Origin of the sequence: Streptococcus hillyeri, from assembly GCF_041081565.1 — a bacterium.
Lineage (GTDB): Bacteria > Bacillota > Bacilli > Lactobacillales > Streptococcaceae > Streptococcus > Streptococcus hillyeri.
Map to the genome: position 1 here is coordinate 2092520 of NZ_CP163513.1, position 19415 is coordinate 2111934.

30 protein-coding genes and 1 pseudogene are annotated in these 19415 nt (G+C 39.5%); 3 read left to right on the plus strand and 28 right to left on the minus strand.

The window, feature by feature from the left end; all coding sequences use genetic code 11:
* Positions 1-173 precede the first annotated feature (173 nt).
* From AB6M99_RS10330 to AB6M99_RS10450, 25 genes are all read right to left on the minus strand, one after another.
* On the minus strand, positions 174-602 hold the full coding sequence (locus AB6M99_RS10330; protein ID WP_121835646.1) for a DUF1492 domain-containing protein: 429 nt from the start codon (positions 600-602) through the stop codon (positions 174-176).
* A gap of 307 nt (positions 603-909) precedes the next feature.
* Positions 910-1134: a hypothetical protein gene (locus AB6M99_RS10335; RefSeq protein ID WP_121835648.1), complete on the minus strand. Its 225-nt coding sequence runs from the start codon at positions 1132-1134 to the stop codon at positions 910-912.
* Positions 1135-1136: 2 nt separating this feature from the next.
* Positions 1137-1550 carry a YopX family protein gene (locus AB6M99_RS10340; protein ID WP_121835650.1) on the minus strand — a complete coding sequence of 138 codons (414 nt, stop codon included), beginning with the start codon at positions 1548-1550 and terminating at the stop codon, positions 1137-1139.
* Positions 1534-1788: a hypothetical protein gene (locus AB6M99_RS10345; protein WP_121835652.1), complete on the minus strand. Its 255-nt coding sequence runs from the start codon at positions 1786-1788 to the stop codon at positions 1534-1536. Before AB6M99_RS10345 ends, AB6M99_RS10340 begins: the two co-directional genes overlap by 17 nt.
* The gene (locus tag AB6M99_RS10350; protein ID WP_121835653.1) at positions 1788-2267 is read right to left on the minus strand and encodes a DUF1642 domain-containing protein; all 480 of its coding nucleotides are present in this window, start codon (positions 2265-2267) and stop codon (positions 1788-1790) included. Before AB6M99_RS10350 ends, AB6M99_RS10345 begins: the two co-directional genes overlap by 1 nt.
* A gap of 1 nt (position 2268) precedes the next feature.
* Positions 2269-2442 carry a hypothetical protein gene (locus AB6M99_RS10355; protein WP_183121666.1) on the minus strand — a complete coding sequence of 58 codons (174 nt, stop codon included), beginning with the start codon at positions 2440-2442 and terminating at the stop codon, positions 2269-2271.
* A 33-nt stretch (positions 2443-2475) separates the two neighbouring features.
* On the minus strand, positions 2476-2715 hold the full coding sequence (locus AB6M99_RS10360; RefSeq protein ID WP_121835655.1) for a hypothetical protein: 240 nt from the start codon (positions 2713-2715) through the stop codon (positions 2476-2478).
* Between the two features lie 3 nt (positions 2716-2718).
* Positions 2719-2973: a hypothetical protein gene (locus AB6M99_RS10365; RefSeq protein WP_121835657.1), complete on the minus strand. Its 255-nt coding sequence runs from the start codon at positions 2971-2973 to the stop codon at positions 2719-2721.
* Position 2974: 1 nt separating this feature from the next.
* Entirely contained in the window at positions 2975-3277 is a 303-nt protein-coding gene (locus tag AB6M99_RS10370) for a DUF1372 family protein (protein WP_121835659.1), read from the minus strand.
* Positions 3265-3693, minus strand: a complete 429-nt coding sequence (locus AB6M99_RS10375) for a RusA family crossover junction endodeoxyribonuclease (protein WP_121835661.1) — start codon at positions 3691-3693, stop codon at positions 3265-3267. Before AB6M99_RS10375 ends, AB6M99_RS10370 begins: the two co-directional genes overlap by 13 nt.
* Positions 3690-4019, minus strand: a complete 330-nt coding sequence (locus AB6M99_RS10380; RefSeq protein ID WP_121835662.1) for a hypothetical protein — start codon at positions 4017-4019, stop codon at positions 3690-3692. The genes AB6M99_RS10375 and AB6M99_RS10380 overlap by 4 nt, the downstream gene beginning before the upstream one ends.
* A 12-nt stretch (positions 4020-4031) precedes the next feature.
* On the minus strand, positions 4032-5420 hold the full coding sequence (locus tag AB6M99_RS10385; RefSeq protein WP_121835664.1) for a PcfJ domain-containing protein: 1389 nt from the start codon (positions 5418-5420) through the stop codon (positions 4032-4034).
* Entirely contained in the window at positions 5410-5880 is a 471-nt protein-coding gene (locus AB6M99_RS10390; protein WP_121835666.1) for a Cas9 inhibitor AcrIIA9 family protein, read from the minus strand. The genes AB6M99_RS10385 and AB6M99_RS10390 overlap by 11 nt, the downstream gene beginning before the upstream one ends.
* 244 nt (positions 5881-6124) lie before the next feature.
* Complete coding sequence (locus AB6M99_RS10395) at positions 6125-6772, minus strand: hypothetical protein (RefSeq protein ID WP_121835668.1); 648 nt, start codon at positions 6770-6772, stop codon at positions 6125-6127.
* Positions 6772-7089: a hypothetical protein gene (locus AB6M99_RS10400; RefSeq protein WP_121835670.1), complete on the minus strand. Its 318-nt coding sequence runs from the start codon at positions 7087-7089 to the stop codon at positions 6772-6774. The genes AB6M99_RS10395 and AB6M99_RS10400 overlap by 1 nt, the downstream gene beginning before the upstream one ends.
* Positions 7090-7091: 2 nt before the next feature.
* Positions 7092-8120, minus strand: a complete 1029-nt coding sequence (locus AB6M99_RS10405) for a DUF1351 domain-containing protein (protein ID WP_121835672.1) — start codon at positions 8118-8120, stop codon at positions 7092-7094.
* 9 nt (positions 8121-8129) lie between these two features.
* A complete protein-coding gene (gene bet / locus AB6M99_RS10410) occupies positions 8130-8978 on the minus strand; it encodes a phage recombination protein Bet (RefSeq protein WP_369350738.1) in 849 nt (282 codons plus the stop codon).
* On the minus strand, positions 8975-9154 hold the full coding sequence (locus tag AB6M99_RS10415) for a hypothetical protein (protein WP_000373551.1): 180 nt from the start codon (positions 9152-9154) through the stop codon (positions 8975-8977). The genes bet and AB6M99_RS10415 overlap by 4 nt, the downstream gene beginning before the upstream one ends.
* 3 nt (positions 9155-9157) lie before the next feature.
* On the minus strand, positions 9158-9280 hold the full coding sequence (locus tag AB6M99_RS10420) for a hypothetical protein (RefSeq protein WP_281272441.1): 123 nt from the start codon (positions 9278-9280) through the stop codon (positions 9158-9160).
* 10 nt (positions 9281-9290) lie between these two features.
* Complete coding sequence (locus AB6M99_RS10425) at positions 9291-9551, minus strand: hypothetical protein (protein ID WP_121835675.1); 261 nt, start codon at positions 9549-9551, stop codon at positions 9291-9293.
* Complete coding sequence (locus AB6M99_RS10430) at positions 9551-9814, minus strand: hypothetical protein (RefSeq protein WP_121835677.1); 264 nt, start codon at positions 9812-9814, stop codon at positions 9551-9553. The genes AB6M99_RS10425 and AB6M99_RS10430 overlap by 1 nt, the downstream gene beginning before the upstream one ends.
* Positions 9815-10010: 196 nt before the next feature.
* Complete coding sequence (locus AB6M99_RS10435) at positions 10011-10337, minus strand: HTH domain-containing protein (protein WP_245962702.1); 327 nt, start codon at positions 10335-10337, stop codon at positions 10011-10013.
* 61 nt (positions 10338-10398) lie between these two features.
* Complete coding sequence (locus AB6M99_RS10440) at positions 10399-10575, minus strand: hypothetical protein (RefSeq protein WP_183121667.1); 177 nt, start codon at positions 10573-10575, stop codon at positions 10399-10401.
* Between the two features lie 74 nt (positions 10576-10649).
* Positions 10650-11375, minus strand: coding sequence for a phage antirepressor KilAC domain-containing protein (locus AB6M99_RS10445; RefSeq protein WP_121835681.1), 726 nt, complete (start codon positions 11373-11375; stop codon positions 10650-10652).
* A 25-nt stretch (positions 11376-11400) separates the two neighbouring features.
* A complete protein-coding gene (locus AB6M99_RS10450) occupies positions 11401-11607 on the minus strand; it encodes a helix-turn-helix transcriptional regulator (RefSeq protein ID WP_121835684.1) in 207 nt (68 codons plus the stop codon).
* A gap of 173 nt (positions 11608-11780) precedes the next feature.
* Between AB6M99_RS10450 and AB6M99_RS10455 the strand changes: the two genes are divergently transcribed.
* The 3 genes from AB6M99_RS10455 (at position 11781) to AB6M99_RS10465 (ending at position 14936) form a co-directional block, all read left to right on the plus strand.
* Entirely contained in the window at positions 11781-12536 is a 756-nt protein-coding gene (locus AB6M99_RS10455) for an XRE family transcriptional regulator (protein ID WP_121835686.1), read from the plus strand.
* A gap of 12 nt (positions 12537-12548) precedes the next feature.
* The gene (locus tag AB6M99_RS10460) at positions 12549-13361 is read left to right on the plus strand and encodes a hypothetical protein (RefSeq protein ID WP_121835688.1); all 813 of its coding nucleotides are present in this window, start codon (positions 12549-12551) and stop codon (positions 13359-13361) included.
* A gap of 129 nt (positions 13362-13490) precedes the next feature.
* Positions 13491-14936, plus strand: a complete 1446-nt coding sequence (locus tag AB6M99_RS10465; RefSeq protein ID WP_121835690.1) for a recombinase family protein — start codon at positions 13491-13493, stop codon at positions 14934-14936.
* 79 nt (positions 14937-15015) lie between these two features.
* On the opposite strand, the gene comGB is transcribed toward AB6M99_RS10465, so the two are convergent.
* The 3 genes and pseudogenes from comGB to AB6M99_RS10480 form a co-directional block, all read right to left on the minus strand.
* Entirely contained in the window at positions 15016-16101 is a 1086-nt protein-coding gene (gene comGB, locus AB6M99_RS10470; protein WP_281272442.1) for a competence type IV pilus assembly protein ComGB, read from the minus strand.
* On the minus strand, positions 15983-16924 hold the full coding sequence (comGA, locus tag AB6M99_RS10475) for a competence type IV pilus ATPase ComGA (protein WP_121835694.1): 942 nt from the start codon (positions 16922-16924) through the stop codon (positions 15983-15985). The genes comGB and comGA overlap by 119 nt, the downstream gene beginning before the upstream one ends.
* A 70-nt stretch (positions 16925-16994) precedes the next feature.
* Positions 16995-19361: pseudogene (locus AB6M99_RS10480) on the minus strand (phosphoketolase).
* Positions 19362-19415: the final 54 nt, after the last annotated feature.

A 19415-nucleotide genomic window follows, 5' to 3' on the forward strand; every position in this document is an offset into this window, starting at 1 on the left:
GTAGGATTCGAACCCACAAAGCTTTACGCTCCCCATTTGCTTGGGTGACCATCTACCAATTCTGAGAACTCTCCATAACAGGCAAGACACTTACTAAGTGCCTTACCCTTATTTCTTGATGATACTATAATAGCACGATAGTTACTGCAACGAACTGCAGATTTACTGCGTTTTTACTGCAAATTACTGCACAAAACTGCATCTAACTGCTTAATAGCTAATCGTTTTACTGTGTAAAACTTGCGCTCCGTGTAGTACTTGCCAATACAATCGCTTGGGTATTCCGCAGAGATGTACGCTCTGATGATTAGCAAACGATACTCTGCATCTAACTGATCAATCACCTCAATAATCTCTTGCTTACGCTTTAAGAGCTTATCAATTTGCTCTCGGTTGTAATCAGAGGTATCAATAATGCTGATATTTTTATCCTCTTGCGACTTCCTCAGTCCACTTGACACACGCATATCGGACCATTGAGGGCTAGAAAGTAAAGAACTCTCTGTGCGCTCGATATCCAATTTTAATTCCGTGATGATTTTCGGGATTGTCTGCAATTCTTTCAGTAACTTTTCTGCTTCTGTAATTTCCTTTCTAGCCACACGCTTCTCCTTTATGGTAAAATATATATGTTATCATTTTTACCAAGGAGCTAGCGTGAGCTAGCTTTTTTACATACCCATCACCCTTTCGTTCCCTTTTACCGTCATCAGGGTTATTTTTTGTCATTTTTAAGAGAGTTTTTCCTTTTTATATTTGACGGAACGACTCAGTTAGGATTCGAACCCAACTAAGCCCGCAATCTTACCGCTATCAGACTGCTGTGTGATACTACGCTTTGGAAAGTTCTTTCTTTTTTTATTTTTAGCGGTTATACCTATCAGACCTTTGACAGTCTGGTAGGTTGGTTTATTTGCGCTCTATTTTATAAAAAGCATTATGCTTCCCATAGTCGATAGTCCAAGTATCATTAACACACCACATACGATAATAAGGACTAGCATGTGTGTCTCTTGATTTTATGTGTTTGCTTATTGCTTCTTGAGCCGCTTTTAAGGTGTCAAAACTACCAATTTCGTTTACTATTTTGCTGTTTTTGTCATAAATTTCCCAAGTCACTTTAAATTTTGTCATTCTTAACCTCTAAAATCTGGGTGTTCTAACAGTTCTGGGTTTTCAAAGATATTCCCAACTTTTTCAAAAACTTCGCTGACGTAAAGACAGACTGGCACAAACATACCATGATCAAGTACAACAAGTAAAAGCTCACCAGAATACATCTTGACAATATCACCTACAAAAATTTCTTGGTTATGTTTGTCCCTGATGCCTGTTGACATCTGGATATGTACATAGCTAAGTGGGAGGTCTTTTATTAGATAATCTGTGTCATTCGTGTATAGTCCAAGTTCTCTGTTCAAAACAATCTCGTTAGATTTTCTTATGAGCAAAGCACCACCGTGTCCACCAGAAGATACAAAGATGTTGTCAAATAAATTCCCTATCCAAACTTTTTTTCGTGAGTCCCACGCTCTAAACTTCGGAATCATTGTTTACCTCCTTTGGTAACTCTGGCAATGGCATCCAGTAAAGACCTAGAGCATCACTATCCATGAGATTGGCTCCATCTGTATCGCTATACCATTCATCTAACCAAATCGTGACGCCATCGCTTACCAATACCATTTCTTCGCTATCTGGTACTGGTTCAGACCAAATTTCATCTGTACCAAAATATTGTTTTTCTTCTTCGTCTGTTTTCCGCAGTGCAAATTTATTCCATTTCATCATTCCTCCTCCACAGGTTTAGCCCACTGCCAAGCCCAGTTGAACTTTTCTCTTATTTTTTCTTCTGTCAGTTTAGCGGGAAAACATTTATATCCGTGGTCAAGTTTTAGCCTTCCGTTAATTGACGTAAGCGCCAATGTTCCGCCATTGTTAGGTATCTCAACCGTGTACAACTTATCCTTCTCAATTTCGTAGCCGTCAAGCCAAGCTCGGGCGAACAAATCAAAGTTCGAAAAGTCCATAAACCATTTTCTCACCCTTTTGTCTTCGAACGGGTGCTGGTAAGCATCAAATAAATTTAATGCTTTATCTCGTAGTCCTTCAATCCACTCCGCCACAAATTTCGGTATCACAACTTTCTGCGGTTCGTCAATTTGGTTGATGATATTAAGTACAGATTTTTTTGAGATAGGTTCATCTACAAAAGGTTCGTACTCTCCCATTTTTTCAATAGTTTCAATCGCTTCTTGTTTGTTCATCTTAAACCTCCAAAACTGTCACTTTGAATTTCTTCCCGTCAACCCGTATAAAATTACTAGCCTTGTCCTGTGTGTCACTGTTTATCACAAACCTGCAAAGCTTCAGTATACCAGTACCAAGATCCATAGCTTGAGAAAATTCTTTGATTTCATCATTTGAAAAATTACTACTCATTTTCCCCTCCTTATTTATACTTGTTCAAAACCTCTACAACTTTCTACTATATACAAGAACTCCTTCGACTGTTAGCTCTGCATAGTCTGGCATATACTCTTCAAATTCATACGGTCCAACAACCATAGATTTGATACAAACGCTATTACCGTCTCTAAAAAGAAACACGTTTACATGTTCTGCTCTGTTGTACTTAAAACTCTCATCATATGCCTTGGAAAAAGCCTCAGTAAAAGCTTTGCTAAGCATCTTCTTACGTTGTCGTTTGTTCATTTTTTACTCCATGTAGTCATCTTTTATCCAAATATCATCATTGTCTCTTCTAGGAAAAACTAGGTCATATCCTACCGACTTAGCAACATTTTTGAGTTGTTCAATAGTCTTAACCTCAATCTCTAAAACTGGGTTACAATTCCGTTCAAGGTCTGTATAGAAACTGGTATGAACAACCCTTTTTAATTTCTCGCCGTAAATCTGCCATGTTCTCACATCATCTAAAAAATAACGAGCACTTACAATTCGAAACTTCATATCAGTTCCCCCTCTTTTTAAGATAATCAGGTATTGGGTCACCAACCTTGATAGCCTCGTACTGTTCTTTTGTGACCAAAAACTTACCGTACGCATGGGCTGTGACTATGTAGCGTCCCTCTATGATTTCCTTGTCTGTGATTTGCCCTACCATCACACCGCCTGCATTATCAACGGTGTAAATAATGATGGGGTGTTTTTTAGGCTGTTGGTTAAGTGGTGCCACGTTTCCTAGCACAGCACCAACGATAAAGCAAACAACACATAGAGAGATAAAAAATAACCTTTCTTTTATCTGTTCCATTCCATAACCTCAGTTTCTACCTCAATACGTGGATTGAGACTATAAAACTTACCGACATCATGCAGAGCTATTTGGCCGTCATCTTGGAAGACTAAGCCAGACATGCTATCATATAGCGCCTTTTCGTAGTTATCCACATCAGGCTTTTTACCTACTGGTATAATCTCATCAATGAGTGCCTGCTGGTTCTTTTTGACTTTGGCGATATATTGAGGGGGCTTGATGTAAAACCTCACCTTAGCCCTCAGAGCGCCCTCAAGGATAGGCTGCCCCATGTACTGATTAGCAATAAGTAGCCTGCATTGATTGCGCCAAGCTTTCATTTTCTTGTCTTCATAAGTCGTGGTAAAATTCCCACGCCTGGCAAACCGTGGCCGTGACTGGGGTTTGGGTTCGATATTCAGGACTAATTTCATTCAAGCGCCCCCCTGATACCTGCCATCTCAAAGATATTCTCCTTGTTCTCTTTGACAAACTCAAAGAACCTTTTGATTTCTTGTAGGTCCTTGATGTTGTCCTTAACCTTTGAGAGAGAGCCAAAGAAGACTTCTCGCTTAGGCTGGACCTGAACTCGGCACTTAAAGACTGGCTCAAACAAGTCTCCGTTTTCGTCAAGCGTAGGCTGCCTATCCTTGTTGTCAAAAGTGATACTCATGTCATAATCAAGAGTGGTATTGACTGATACCTTTTTCCTGGTAATAACAATAGCGATATTTTCTGTCACGTTGATTTTGCTGATCATGTAATTCTTCTCCTATGCTGTTTCTTTCAAAATTTTTACTTGTTTCATCCACTGCCTAGCTACATCCCAAACATCTTCAGGTACATCATGGTTATACTTGCCCCGGAACTGGGAAATTTTTCCATTCTTAACCTCAAGTGTATAGAGAGGTGTGTTAGGTTTATTTTCTAACCTGACGAAGACAATCATAGTCACGCCTTTTAGATGCCTTTCTGTGTAAGAGCTAACGCAGTGATGTAACTTCTTGCCTTCGTAAATCAGCTCTGCGACTCTAGTAGGGACGTGGAATGAGTAACCTGAAACAACCTTGTCAAAAGTAGGACGTGCTTTGAATTCAGCTTCCAGCTGTTTTTCGCGCTCTCGTTTTTCTCTATTTCTTGCTTCATTGGCTAATCGTCGCTCTTCTTCTCGGAATTGATTGTAGAGCTCTACAGTGTGTCTGTGCATGCCTCGAAAATCTTTCGGAACTATCATTGCATCTCCTTCAGGTTCAATACCCATTTCAGATAGCATCTTCAAATAGTCCTGGTATTCTCTGAAATCAATCTTGTACTTGATAACCCAATTTTGAAACTTGTTAATCCCGACACCTTTAGGGATTTTTTTGATATCTTGAAAGTGTAGGTAGCTTTCGATGCCTGGGACTAACTTCCCATTTCTTTCTTTCAATCGACGCTCTAACTCAAATTCCAAAAAACTACGATTTGAGTTTTTAAAAAATTGCTTATTCTTCTGCAGCCATTTGCGGTTCAGGGTACGCATATCAACAGACTTTCCGTATCCTAAGCCAGCCCTTTCGTACCGTGGTCTCATGATATCATTGGCCAGTTTCCAGGCATTTATTTTTTGAGCAAATTCAATCTCAAATTTGTATTTGTAAAACCGCTCAATCTCCCAGAAATAAATGTAGTTGAATTTTAGATATTTGAGTTCTGAGACTGTCTTCAGTCTATCTTGCCAATTATTTGGATAAAATTTGTTACCTGAATAAGGTCCACCTCCAAAGAAATTCTCAATCAGATATGGGAAGTACTGGTCTGTGTAAGAGCGACCTATTTTGATATGCTTATCATTTTCGAAGCGCTCGATATTGGCCAAGGCGTACTTAATTGATTGATGACCGTTGTCAACTCGTGAATTGAACTCATAGGACTGGATTTCAATCCGGCTAGAAGTACAAAGAATGATTGAGAAAAAATAGGTCTTGTCATAAAAGGTCAGTCGTGATGCTTTAGTCAGCTTTTTCTCAACACAGTAGCCTAGTTTCAAATCTGACGCTACAATTGTTTGCTTTTTGTTGGACCATTTGTAGGTTGTGATTTGAGAATAGCACCAGTCCCAAAATGACTTGGGAGGTTTCAACCTACGTTCAGCTTGCTTTCTCAATTCTTCAGATTTCATCAAACAAATCTGCAAACAGGTCAATCTGACCGTCCGCCACTCCTTTCTCTTTTTTAGTTTTTTTGGCCGGTTTTGTATAATCATCATTTGGACCAACACCTTTTTTGATTTTGGCCACATCGATTTCACGATCAACCTTCTTATCCGTCTTCTTGACTGGTTCAACAGGAACTTGTTTGATGTTCTCCAGTTTACTATTGGCCAAGAAATATTCCCGAACCCATCCAAAGACTATCTCATCATCAATGCAAGCAACTCCATTCTGTGCAAATTCTCTAGCTTTGTCTTTTGCATACTTCAAAGCCATTTTGATAGTGTAGCCATCCTTGAGGACACCTTGGAATAACTCGTCATCATCCTGCTCGCATAGCCAATTGTGAATAGCATCCTCAGCAGGACTGTGGTCCTTATTCATCTCTTCAAGCATTTTGGACAATGCTTTTTCTTTTAGTTCGTTCATGATTTACCTAAAAAACTGCGACTGCCAAAGATGTGAGTTTGACTAAATACGGGCAGTCGCTATCATTCGTCCAACTGTCTTCTGATCGTTTGCAGTTGACACGCTTTCTAGTTCGCTTTTTTCGTGGTTCACGGCACGTATTTTTTATTTATCTTTTCTCGCTTCACGTTCTCCTAGCAGAAAACCTAGACATAGCCACAAGAAAGTCCATGCTGCTAATAAAATAAATTCAAAAATTATCATTTCAATCTAACCCCTCATATAAACTTTTGCCGAGTTGTTCCTCGAAATCCTCTTGATTATCTGGGTCTAACATGGCCAAACTTGTAACTATCTTCACCTTTGTTTCTCTACAAGGCTGGTATCCATATTTTGCATATCTCATAAGCCTGTTAAAAGTGCTGACTGGATAAGGTAAGCCAGCGTCTACGACTAACCTTTTGGTGTGTAAATGCTCAAAAAAATCTTCGTGATAAATGATTTCAAAAACCGCCATGTAATTATCTTCGTCTACATTGTCATAGTTTTTGTAATAAGCAAACTTTGTTATTGTAAAATCAAAATTTTGAATAATCTGTTTTGGTTTGCCGTAAGTATTTCTAATCAGTTCAAGGCGGACTTTTTCTTTAATTGAATAGATTGACCAACAATTCTTGTTCTCATACGAAAATTTCCATTCAGCAGGATTTTCTTTCATTTGTTGCTTGTAGTAGCTCTTTGCCTCTAAAAAATCATTTTCACTTTCAAAGAAAATATCTAAGTCTTTAACACGCTCATTGTTAAAGATATTTTTAAAACACCCTCCGGCGATAAACCCCTTGTGGCCTATAAGAAACTTATCAAGCCACCATAACTGCCTATAATTTAGCAAGTCGCATATTTTGAATGTCATTACTCCCCTCCTGGATTTTGCCACCAATCAAGCAAGTCAGCCTGATAGTCGTTTACGTATTGCTCAAACTCCTGAAATTGGAGGATAGCCCACCGTAGGCGGTGCATATCCTCTCCACTTCTTGAGCAAAAACCACTAATCTTGAATACAGGTTCAATGGTATTTATTACTTCTAGCACCTGACCATCAATGTTAAAAGCGTCCTCTGCTACTACTTTCAGGTCTAAAATGAACTCATCACCCAAATTATGGATAACCTGCAAGCGTTGACCGTCTGAATAGATACTAATACTTTCTGATACTTGTCTAATTTCCATGATTACCACCCATTCTGTTCATTTAGTTCAGCCTGTGTCAGAGGCTCTATACGTTGATAGCCGCTAACTTGATAATTCTTTTTGAAATCAAATCCAAGTTGACTCAGACCACTCTTGAAACGGTCTTTTTCAGCCGTATCTGTAAAATAAACTTCCAAAGTCATTTTTTGGGTGTATCTCTTAGGTTCATTTTCAGCCCCTGTGAGCGTTTCTTGGTCAGGGTGGGATAATTGCCCTCCGTCTAAAATCTCTCCTGTTTCTTTGTCAATTTGGGGCATTTCCACTGATTTTTGAGCCAATTCTTGTTCTTTAGCTCGCTGAGCTGCTAAAAGTTGCTCTCTTTCAGCTTCGGCTTTCCTCATTTCCTGCTTTTGCTTTTCAAAGAGGTAGTCAGACTTAATCTGCTCTAAAACCTCTACAAGTGTCATAACTTCTAGCATGCGGATATAAGGCTGGTCTGTCATACCATACTCAGCACATTGTCCAGAGATTGTAGCTTTGGCCTTTTTGTACTCCTCCTGTTTTTGATACTCAAATGTGACTATGTCCTCAAGAGATTTCATAGTAACTTTTTTAAGTGTCACACCGTCGGCCATAAAGTCAGAGGCTTTGATATATTCTGTGGCTTTAGCGTCAAAAATACGAGGGTCTAGCATATACTCAGCAGCTTTGTTAGCTAGATAGCTCTTGACAGTGTCCAAGCGGACAGCTTTCTGATGGTCTTCAAATTCCTTAACATCAGCTGCAATCTTGTCAATCGTATCGTCAAGTGGTTTGCTTGCTTGTTTGATATATCCGTCAATCTCATCAGCTGGCTTTGAGAGTTCTTTTTTGACTTTGATACGCTCATCAGATAACTGTTTCTTGAGTTTGCGTAGGTCAGCTAGAACTTGCTTATCTTCTTTGATGGTTGCAGCTGTTACTGTATAATTTTTGTATTTCGCTACAACATCATTGATATTCTGCTCAAATTTTTCACGGTCAACGATTTCAACTTGTGCCTGTGTTACCTTTACTTGTAATTCTTGCATGTTGTCCTCCTAGTATTCTAGTTCTTCATCAAGTAGCTCACCTTGTACAGCCTCGCTATCGTCATTGTTTGTTCCGTATAATGGCACTTCCTCTGCGTTGATTTTTTCAGCTGGTTTATTCAGTTGTTCTTGTTTCATCTGCTCAATCTGAGCCATTTTGCGTGCCATAACATCCTCACGGGTTTCTTGTGGCGTGACATCTTTAGGTGTGTTATCTAACTGAATTTCATCAGCCTCATAACTCGCTCCAAGCTCAGCAGGAAATGCCTCACGGTAAGCTGACACTAGAGCTACTTTCCGTATCATGACACAAGGCATAGTATCCCAGTTATTCTCACCTATTGGCTTGCCGTATGAGTTCATCACTGGATAAGTAACATCTTTCCCTTGCTGTGTCAGTTCCTTAACTCTTGCACGGATTTTGGAATTGTCGTACTCTTCAAAAGATACTTCTGTTTCTGTCGGATAAGTACGGTCTTTGCGGTACACCTTAGCCCAACCGCCAAGGATTTCAGCGCCTTTAGGAATGAATGCCCCCTTAGAGTATTTAATCTCTCCGTCCATCAGATAGATTACACCCGCCTCTTTTCCGTCAAATTGAGGGTGACTATCAGCCTTTTTCTCAAAAGCTGATTTAGCAGTAACTACCTGAGCTGGCTGGTTTCCGTACTTGATAAAATAGATTTCCTTGGTGAATGGGTTTAGATTTTGTGCTTTAGCTTGGGCTATAAAATAGGCAAGCTCCTCATCACTAGCTTTTCCTTGTGGGTCAAGATATTTTCTGATGATACCGCTATTAAGTAGCTGAGGGTTAGTCAGAAAATCCCCTTTTGTTTCTACAAGTTGATTATTAGTCATCTTCTTCTCCTTTTGGTTTGTTTCATATTCCAATTTTCACGCTTTAAGCGTCTATTTTCATTTGTGAGTGAGATAATCTTGTCTTGCTGTTCGTTGATAATCTCTCCTAGTTCATAGCAAAGCTCTAGGTATCGTTTGCGCCAATAGGCATTATCTTCATAGCGTTCTCTGTCCATAGGCTAAACCTGCTCATCTTTCCACCTGTCATAAGCCTCATCTTCATCAACCTCAGGCTCTGAGTAGGGTTCAGGGGGCGTGCTAAGCCAAATATCATAGTCAAACCATGGGTAAGTACCGTCCATGTTGCACCTCCTATCCTGCCTGACTTTCATAGACATCAATTAGACGCTTTTGAGTCGCTACAGTATCAGCATAGCGTCTACGGTCACGGCCAAGTTCCATATTTTCCTCAGAGAGTTCTTGCAGTAGCGCACGCTGTTTCTTGATGATTTCCCTAAGCTCACGGTTTTCATCCTTTAAAGCCTTGACTTCAATCAAGTTATTTACTTGTACGGGTGGTTGAGTAGTTTCAAATTCATCTAGCCCAAAAAATGATTTCAATTTGTCTAGCATTATTCTTCCTCCTCATTGTCTTCGGTCATTTTGTTAATAGCCTCTTGTGCAGGCATACCGCTTAGAATATTTTTGATAGCATGGCTAATTTCATGTGTCAGTAAGGCTTTTTCCTTAACCATATCATCTTTAGGAACAATACCAATTTCCATCAATGCTATTGCTGCGACACTTGACATGTGGATTTTTTCTTGAAATTTTTTAAGTTCATCAATGACACTGCTGTTATCGTTAGTATATTGTTTTGAAAATTTTTTAATCATGATTTTTACCTGTGGATAACTTTAGTTATCCCTTTCTTTATTTAATAAGTATGACTTGTTTTAAGTTAATATTTGTTTAGTAGTTAATACTTGTTGTAGGTTAATATTTGTTAGTGCACAGATTTACACATCACATTTTTACACATCACATTTTCTAGGAACTGTAAAACACAAAGTTTGTGGAAACTGTGGATAACTATTGATTTGCAATCTTATCAAAAGGTATATCCCAAAATTCCTCATTTTCAGCAATCCTCTGCCTAATGATGGATAACTGAAAATCTGTAAATCTTACATCTGATACAAACCTCAAAATTTTGAACCCCTTACCTCTTCCACGACTAAACTTAAATGTTTTCATGTATCCCAATTTCTCTAACTGCTTAAAGTGCCTATCTACAGTAGTTCTACTAATGTTCATACGCCTTGCAATTTCCTCAGGATATATTTCCCAATCGCTTTTATTACTAAGTAAAACCGCTAGAATACCTATCGTGGCTGGCTCTAGTTCTCTATCCTGCAAAAAGGCGTTGTTAATTGCTGTATAATTTTCGTGAGGATTTCTGAAAGATATAGTCCACTGATTACGCTCCCTTCCGTTGTTCCTGCTTGTTCATTCCTAGGATAATGTCATAATAAGCATGTCCAGCTGGAATGACATAGCCCTCTGTTTCAAATTCCACCCATTGCTCCACACCGTCCACAATTACCTTGCGTAGGTTAGTAATTTTGGGTGTCCATTTCTTTTTTTCTGTTTTCATGGTAAAATTTCCTTATAATCTTTTTGATTTGTCCCTCAATGGAATGGCCGTTCCTGAGGGGCTTTTTTGTGTTCTCAGCCTGGTAGGTACTCCTGATTGAGAAATTTGTTGATAAAATACTGCTGACCTTTGCCAGTAACCTTAGTGGTTGTATTGACTGTGGTGTGACCGTCAGCATGGTTGATATTGGTCTTCTTGAGTTCAAACAGACCAAGTTGCATGCTCTTTTGTGTCGGTTGGTTCCAAGACTCGCCACGACGACTGATCAGATAACCATTAGCTCGTAACCACTGAAAGAGTTTATTTTGACCAATGTCAATACCGTTCTGTTTCAGGATTTTAGCTAGCTCACCAATCAGACAAGATGACTTGCTAGCACTCACAGCGTCAGCAAACAGTACCTTAGGACGGTCAGCTTTGATCTGTGCCTCTAACTTGTGGACTTTCTTATCTGCCATGAGTAAGGCTCTTGCCATGATTTTCTCAGGGCTGTTATAGTCTTTCTCAATTTGGATAAAGTAAGCTCTGACTTGCTTGCCTTTGTCGGTACGCTGTATCATAGCAATTTCTTTAGCCATATCTAGCTTGATGATATGGTCAACTTTATTATGTCCACCTCGTCCTGTTTGCTTCACAAAATTGTTAAGCAAAAAATCTTGATTTTCGGTAAAGCCGTACTCAATCATTCTGTCAAACCACATTGAGTATGGAGTCTTGACTCCTAAAGCCTCATGTAGTTGTCTTCCTGACACTACAGGCTCATGATTGTCATTCAGCGTTACGTTGATGAGTTCATTCATATTGTCTCCTTTCACATTTTTGCGGTTAAACCGCAACATTGTGCAAAAAAATAATATCGTCAATCGACACATTAAAAGTAGTAGCGATTTGATAGGCTTGAGTAACAGTAGGTTCTGTTTTACCTCGTTCCCAATTTCCCCAAGTATCTGTAGAAACTTCTAGAGCTCTGGCAGCATCTGCTTGTCGCCAATTTTTTAACGTACGCAACGTTTTCAAGGTCATCTTTGACATAGTTTATTACCTTTCTGTAGATTTTTGATAGTTGATTAGCTCAGCTATGTTTATAGTATAATGCGGTTAAACCGCAATGTCAAGGATTTTTTGCGTTTTTTACGCTTTTTTTTATTTTTTTCTTTACTTATTTGCGTTTTTGCCGTAATATATACTATATAAGGAGCGATAAAATGAATAATGACAAAAGTAAAGAAATCTTTGCCAGAAATCTTGAAATTCAAATGACACGCAAAGGCGTTGATAGAAATAAACTGTGTTCTGACCTAGATTTGAAATATACTACTGTAAGAGACTGGTTAAAAGGTATAACTTATCCTAGAATTGGTAAGATTGAGCTTCTAGCAGATTATTTTGGTATCAATAAATCTGACCTTATTGAGGATAAACATCAAGATATTAAAGAGCTTAAAATACCTACTTCTCCACTAGTTCAAAAAATTACTGAAAAAGTTGTTAAGTTGACAACGCCAAGAAAACAAAAAGTGCTGCGATATGCTGATGAACAACTCAATGAACAATCAAATAAAGTTATTACTTTAGAAGAACACCTATTCGAGTATAAGGTGTATGAAAAGCTATCAGCTGGTTCTGGTTTTTCATATTTTAATGACGGTAATTTTGATACTGTTTTCTATGATAAAGATTTAGAACATGATTTTGCTTCTTGGGTTTTTGGAGATTCCATGGAGCCTAAATATAAAAACGGTGAAGTCGTGCTAATCAGAGAAACTGGTTTTGACTATGACGGTGCTGTCTATGCTGTTGACTGGGACGGTCAAACCTATATCAAAAAGGTGTACCGAGAAGAAGACGGCCTCCGCTTAGTGTCGCTAAACCCTAAGTATAAGGATAAGTTTGCTCCTTATGACGAAGAACCCAGAATTATTGGTAAAATAGTTGGCAATTTTCAGCCATTTGAAAATTAGATAGGAGGTACAATGAGCTTTACACAGTCTATTTATAACTTTTTCAAAAAGACCCCACAATCTCCACCTCAGAAAAGACCCTTTTTGATTTTTGGTAGGCAACTAGACGACTGGGATGGTTTTTTATTTGATAATGTGTTACCTTGGGCTAATGATACAATACCAAATACAGAGCTTAGTATATCTGACTTAATATTTCTATGGGTAATTAGTAGATTTGGTCAAGACTTTCACTCATATCCTACTCATCTTTCCAGAAACTACGGCGTTACAAAACCTCTGGAACAAGTTCAAAAACTTATAAACTTAGGTTTAGTTGACCGTAATTTTATAGTCACTGAACTTGGTCTTAAAGCTATCAGTAAAAACCGTAAATATATTGACCTCCATAAAAACGGCTGGACTACGCCTGAGGAGAAAAAATACAACAAAGAAAGTGATAAACAGTTCACTAAAAAATACGCTGAATGGTTGCTAGAAATTGGTTTGTCAGAAAATGGAAACAAAGTACTTGCAAATCTTGAGAATGCTAATAAAAGAGATGAGTCTTTTCAAGTCTTTCAAAAAGGAGAAACGTTAGGTAAAAGTAAAAATTACATAGAGTCTAACTTAATCCTACTACCACTATTAGAAAATGACTCTGTAGACTTCTACGTTTCACTTTATGAACGGATTGCAAAAAATTACCGTGGACTCAAAGAATATCAAAATGAAATTGATATATGTCAAAAATTTTTGAATGATATTCAGCCTCTATACGGTGGTGATATGTGGATTGAAGATTTTACTAAGCGTATCAACTTTGCAACAAATCATATAAAATAAAAAAACCTTACGCTCCAAGATTGCCGTCTGGGGAGCATAAGGCTAAGTGACAAGAAATCAGGCATTAAAAAGCCCTTTTTCTTGTACCCATTTTATCATTTTTTAGGAAATTTTGAAAGAGGTACTACTATGATGACAACAAACAAAGTGGCAATTTACATCAGGGTCTCCACTACTTCGCAAGCAGAGGAGGGTTACTCTATTGAGGAGCAAAAAGACAAGCTCTCCAGCTATTGCAATATTAAAGACTGGAGCATTTACAACATCTACACGGATGGTGGATTTTCAGGGTCAAATACTGAGAGACCTGCTCTTGAAAAACTCATCAAGGACGCCAAAAAGAAAAAGTTTGATACCGTTCTTGTCTATAAACTGGACCGCCTGAGCCGTAGCCAAAAGGATACCCTCTACTTGATTGAGGATATTTTTTTAGAAAATAACATAGATTTTGTAAGCCTGCTTGAAAACTTTGACACCTCTACTCCTTTTGGTAAGGCCATGGTGGGGATTTTGTCCGTATTCGCCCAGTTAGAACGTGAGCAAATCAAAGAGCGTATGCAACTAGGCAAACTAGGCCGTGCAAAGTCTGGAAAATCTATGATGTGGGCAAAAACTTCCTACGGATATGATTACCACAAAGGAACTGGAGAAATGACCATAAATGAACTTGAGGCTATTGTAGTCAAAGACATTTTCCAGTCCTACCTTGAGGGGATGTCTATTACTAAACTCAGAGATAAAATAAATGAAAAATACCCTAAAACTCCAGCCTGGCATTACAGAATTATCAGAGGTATTCTAGCTAATCCTGTCTACTGTGGTTACAACCAATACAAGGGGCAGGTATTCCCAGGAAACCATGAACCTATTATCTCTGATGAAGTCTTTAACAAGACTCAAAAAGAACTAAAAATAAGACAGCATAAAGCAGCTGAAATAGGTAACCCTAGACCGTTTCAGGCTAAGTACATGCTTTCAGGCATTGCCCAATGTGGTTACTGCCACGCCCCTCTAAAATTGATACTGGGCGTGATAAGAAAAGACGGTACCAGGTTTATGAAATATGAGTGTTACCAAAGAATACCACGAAAGACTAAAGGCGTGACCGTATATAATAACAATGAAAAATGTCACTCTGGTTATTATTACAAAGAAGATATTGAAGCCTATGTCCTAAAAGAAATTAGTAACCTACAAAATGACAATGACTGCCTAGATGAGCTATTTTCTAACCCAGAAACTGATGCTATTGACCGTGACAACTATCAGAAACAGATAGAGGAGATTACTAAGAAACTTAGTAGACTAAATGACCTCTACATAGATGACCGTATCACACTGGAGGATCTGCAAAAGAAGTCTGCTGAGTTCATCACTATTAGAGCGTTTCTTGAGGCTGAGCTAGAAAACGACCCAACACTCAAACAACAAGAAAGAAAAGAAGACATGAGGAGCATACTTAGTGCTGAGGATATTTTTTCAATGGACTATGAGCGCCAAAAGGTAATGGTTAGAGCCCTTATTAACAAGGTTCAGGTCACGGCTGAGAATATTTCTATCAAGTGGAAGATATAAAGAATTTTACTATCCTACATTTCTGCCAGAGTGAAAGCTTGTACAGTCGTGCGTTTCAATTTTTGAAATACGTTTTTCATTAAAAATATCCTCCCATATTTTGATACATTGGTAATAGCATAGCTGCATAAATCATGACGATCATCAGCGCCACAAAAATAAAGATAAGCGGTTGAATGATTTGTGTGCTTTTATTTAGTTTGCTGAAAAATCTCGCCCAAGTTTCCTCGGCAAAGATGTCCAATTCACTTCCTAGTTTTGACTTGACCTCGCCGTATTCGATGATGAGAGACAGCTCTCTCAAGAAGAAGGGATAATCCAAAACTTTACTGTGAAAGTCCCGTCCTGATAAGAGGGCATCTTCCATATCCTTTCCAATTTCTTGAAATAGCAGAGACTTCTGTTCTTGCATGAGTTGGGTAATCTGTGCCAACTCCACACCTTGTCCTATAAGATTTCCCCATTCCCTGGCATAGTAGGCAGTCAAGTAGAGCTGCACCGCTTTTCCCAAAAAAGGAAGCCGTGATAACTGTGTCCAAACCTTGAGGTGACTTTGTCTTTTGGCTATGAAAAGAGTCACGAAAACAATAATCAACACCGCCAAAAATGTTCCTAGAAAAATGACAGGGAAATTACTAATAAGAGTCGTTGCCCAGTTGCCATTTTCCAGTTGAGGTAGAAGGTAGTTTTTCAAACCTAACATAATCAAAACGAGAAAACTAAGTAAAATCACTGGATAGGTAGCCACTTCTATCAATTTTTTCTTAACCTGAGTGAGATTAGCGAGGTAGCTGTCAATTTTTTGCAAACTGGCTAGGGTGTTACCGTGGATGTCTGCCAAGGAAAGTTGGGTCACTACCTCATCTGAGAAACCCAGTTCTGCCAACATATCCGCCATACCGCAGCCATTTAGCAAACTTTGCCTCATCTGCTGAGTTTGTTTGGTCGGTAGTAACTGACTTCGGTCCAAAAAACTAACCATTTCTGTCAGATTAAAGCCTGCACTCATCAGATTGGCAAAGAGCTGAATGACCTTACGCTGATCTTTAAGACGTAATTTTTTCGATTTTTCCTTCTTCAAAAGTGAGATGTCCATCTGCAACAAGCTGATCAATCTGTGCATTCCACTGGTCCGGCTGGTGGTTTTGGAAATGGTCTTGGGCATAATCAATAATTCCTCCTTTCCCGATAAGACGCTGATAAGCAATCCCTCGTAAACTATTGTGAAGTTCTTCTGGAGATACCCCTAATTCTAATAATCTAGCATAGACTCCTGGGATACTTTTAGCGTGAATGGTTGAAAAGACAACAGTTCCTGTTAGACTGGCTCTAATCACCGCACGCGCCGTCTCACTGTCACGAATTTCACCAATAATCAGAACATCTGGTCTATGGCGGAGCGACAGCTTTATCAAAGCATCATAAGTCATGCCAATACTGTCATTGAGTTGTAACTGAAGCATGGACGGGTCTTTTATCTCTACAGGATCTTCGATGGAAATGACTTGCTGACCTGCAAAGCGCTCAGCGACCAATTGATGCATCAAGGTTGTTTTGCCACTCCCAACTGGCCCCGAAAAAAGATAGAGCCCTCGACCAGATAATTTTTCCTTAAGCTTATTAAGCCCATCAAACCAGTATTTGAGCTCAATCCGCCCGCTGAAAAGAATCCGAATCACTAGACTTTCCTGGCCACGATAATCCCTAACGCTAGATAAGCGCAAGCTCACTTTTTCCTCATTATCCAGTTCGTAGTCACAAGACCCTAGCTGACTACGGCGTTTTTCACCAACATTCATACCAGATACAAACTTAAAGTGACTGATAAGACTAGCCATCTCCTCCTTGGCATACTCACCCATGAAACGGCGCTCATCTCCAATTCTCATAAAAAGTTCATAGTTGATTTCCCTCGGCAGCAGATAAATGTCTTGGACATCTAAGTCCACTGCTTTCTGAATAATTTCCTTTGCAAGTTCTTGTACCATAACGCCTCCTTACCTAACTATTCGTAAGGACACCAAAAAATCTTGCCACAAGGACAAGATTTTTTCTGTTTTAATTGATATTCTCCCACTTCCAATCACGGACTTCTGGGATGTCATCTCCGTTTTCACGGATGTAAGCTGTATGGTAAGCAACTTTGTCGTCCATTTCTTGGGCAAAGGCTGACGCTTTGTCTCCTAGTGCAGCTTGAGCCGCATCTTTGGCAATGTGGAAGCGGTCCATCTCTGACATCACTCGCATGTCAAATGGGGTTGTGATATCGCCATTTTCACGGTAACCATGGATATAAACGTTATGGTTAGCTCGGTCAAAGAAGAGGTCACGAATCATGCCTTCATAACCGTGGAATCCAAAGATAACTGGTTTATCCGTTGTGAAGAGTTTGTTAAAGACTTCATCTGACAAACCTCGTGGATCCACTTTTGGTGAACGGAGCTTGAGAATATCCACCACATTGATAAAGCGAATCTTAAGTTTTGGGAAAGCTTTATGTAGGATAGAAATACCTGCCAAAACTTCCAAGTTTGGTTCGGTACCTGCTGCCGCAAAGACAACATCTGGCTCTTCATCTGGTGAGACATTTGATGCCCAGTCAATGACTTTATAACCTTCACGAACCAATTCTTCTGCTTCTGCGATTGAGTAGAACTGTGGTCGTGGATGCTTAGAAGTGACAATCACATTAACCTTATCTTCGTCTGCGAGAGCTTTTTCCATAACCGCAAAAAGTGAGTTACTGTCTGCTGGCAAGTATTCACGGATGTACTCTGGTGTTTTCTCTGCCAAGTGTGTCAGAAGACCTGGATCTTGGTGAGTGTAACCATTATGGTCTTGTTGGAAAACGGTTGAAGTCGCAATCAAGTTAAGGGCTGGGTAATTTTTACGCCAGTCCGTATGTGTCTTAGACTTACGTAACCATTTAAAATGTTGCGTAATCATTGAATCAACGACACGGAGGAAGGATTCATACGATGCAAAGAAGCCATGGCGTCCTGTCAAGACATAGCCTTCTAGGAAACCTTCAGCTTGGTGTTCTGAAAGTTGTGAATCAATAACGCGTCCTACTGGAGAAATCCACTCATCGTAAGACTCATCACGACGACCAAGCCATTGACGATTCGTCACTTTAAAGACATTATTGAGACGATTTGACTTGGTTTCATCTGGACCAAAGACACGGAAGTTATCTGGGTTAGCCTCTACCAGGTCAGCCACATAATTCCCAAATTCAATCATGTCTTGTTTCATAAGGGCACCTGGAGTTGAGGTATCAATAGCATGTTTACGCCAGTCTGCTAAGTCAAGTTTTTTCACGACACCTGCATTGGTGATTGGGTTCATGGACATCCGACGATCACCTTTTGGTGAAATGGCACGAATCTCTTCTTTCACATAGCCTTTTTCATCAAATAATTCTTCTGGGCGATAAGAATGAAGCCAATCCGTTAAATGATCAATGTGCTCCATGTGACCTGCTTCGACTGGAATTGGTACTTGATGGGCACGGAAGCCGCCTTCAATTGGTTCACCATTCCATTCTTTTGGTCCTGTCCATCCATTTGGAATACGAACAATCAATACTGGCCAAGCTGGTTGGCTAGCTTCTTCTGCTGGATGCTTGCGAGCTTCTGTTTGAATGGCTTTGATTTATTCAATCACCTTGTCAAGGGTTTCTGCCATTTGAACATGAACAAGATCTGGATTTGTTCCTTCGACAAAGTAAGGTTTCCAGCCAAAACCATTGAAAAGGTGCGTGAGTTCCTCATCCGTCTTACGAGCCATAATGGTTGGATTGTGGATTTTACCACCATTGAGGTAAAGAATTGGAAGAACAGCACCATCATTTACTGGATTGATAAAGGTATTTGAGAACCAGCCAGCCGTTAAAGGTCCTGTTTCAGCTTCCCCATCACCAATAACTGTTGCCGCAATGACATCAGGGTTATCTAAGATTGCACCTGTGGCATGCGAGAGGGCATAACCCAACTCACCACCTTCGTGGATTGAGCCTGGTGTTTCAGGGGCAGCGTGCGAAGCGATTCCTCCTGGGAAAGAGAAGATTTTACAAAGTTGTTTCAAACCTTCTTCATCTTGAGTAATCTGTGGGTAACGCTCGGTGTAAGAACCATCAATGTATGAGTTTGACACCATAACTTGCCCACCATGTCCTGGACCTTCGATATAGAACATGTCAAGGTCATATTTATTGATGACACGGTTAAGATGGGCATAGATGAAATTTTGTCCTGAGATTGTGCCCCAGTGTCCAATTGGGTGTACCTTAACATCCTCTGCTGTGACTTCACGGCGAAGTAAAGGGTTATCTTTCAAGTACATTTGAGCAACTGAGATGTAGTTGGCTGCACGCCACCAGGCATCTACTTTTGAGAGGTAGTCTGTTGAATTAAAATCTGTCATGATGATTTTCCTTTTTGTCTTAATTTTGTGAGTTTTATCACGTTGAATGTTAAA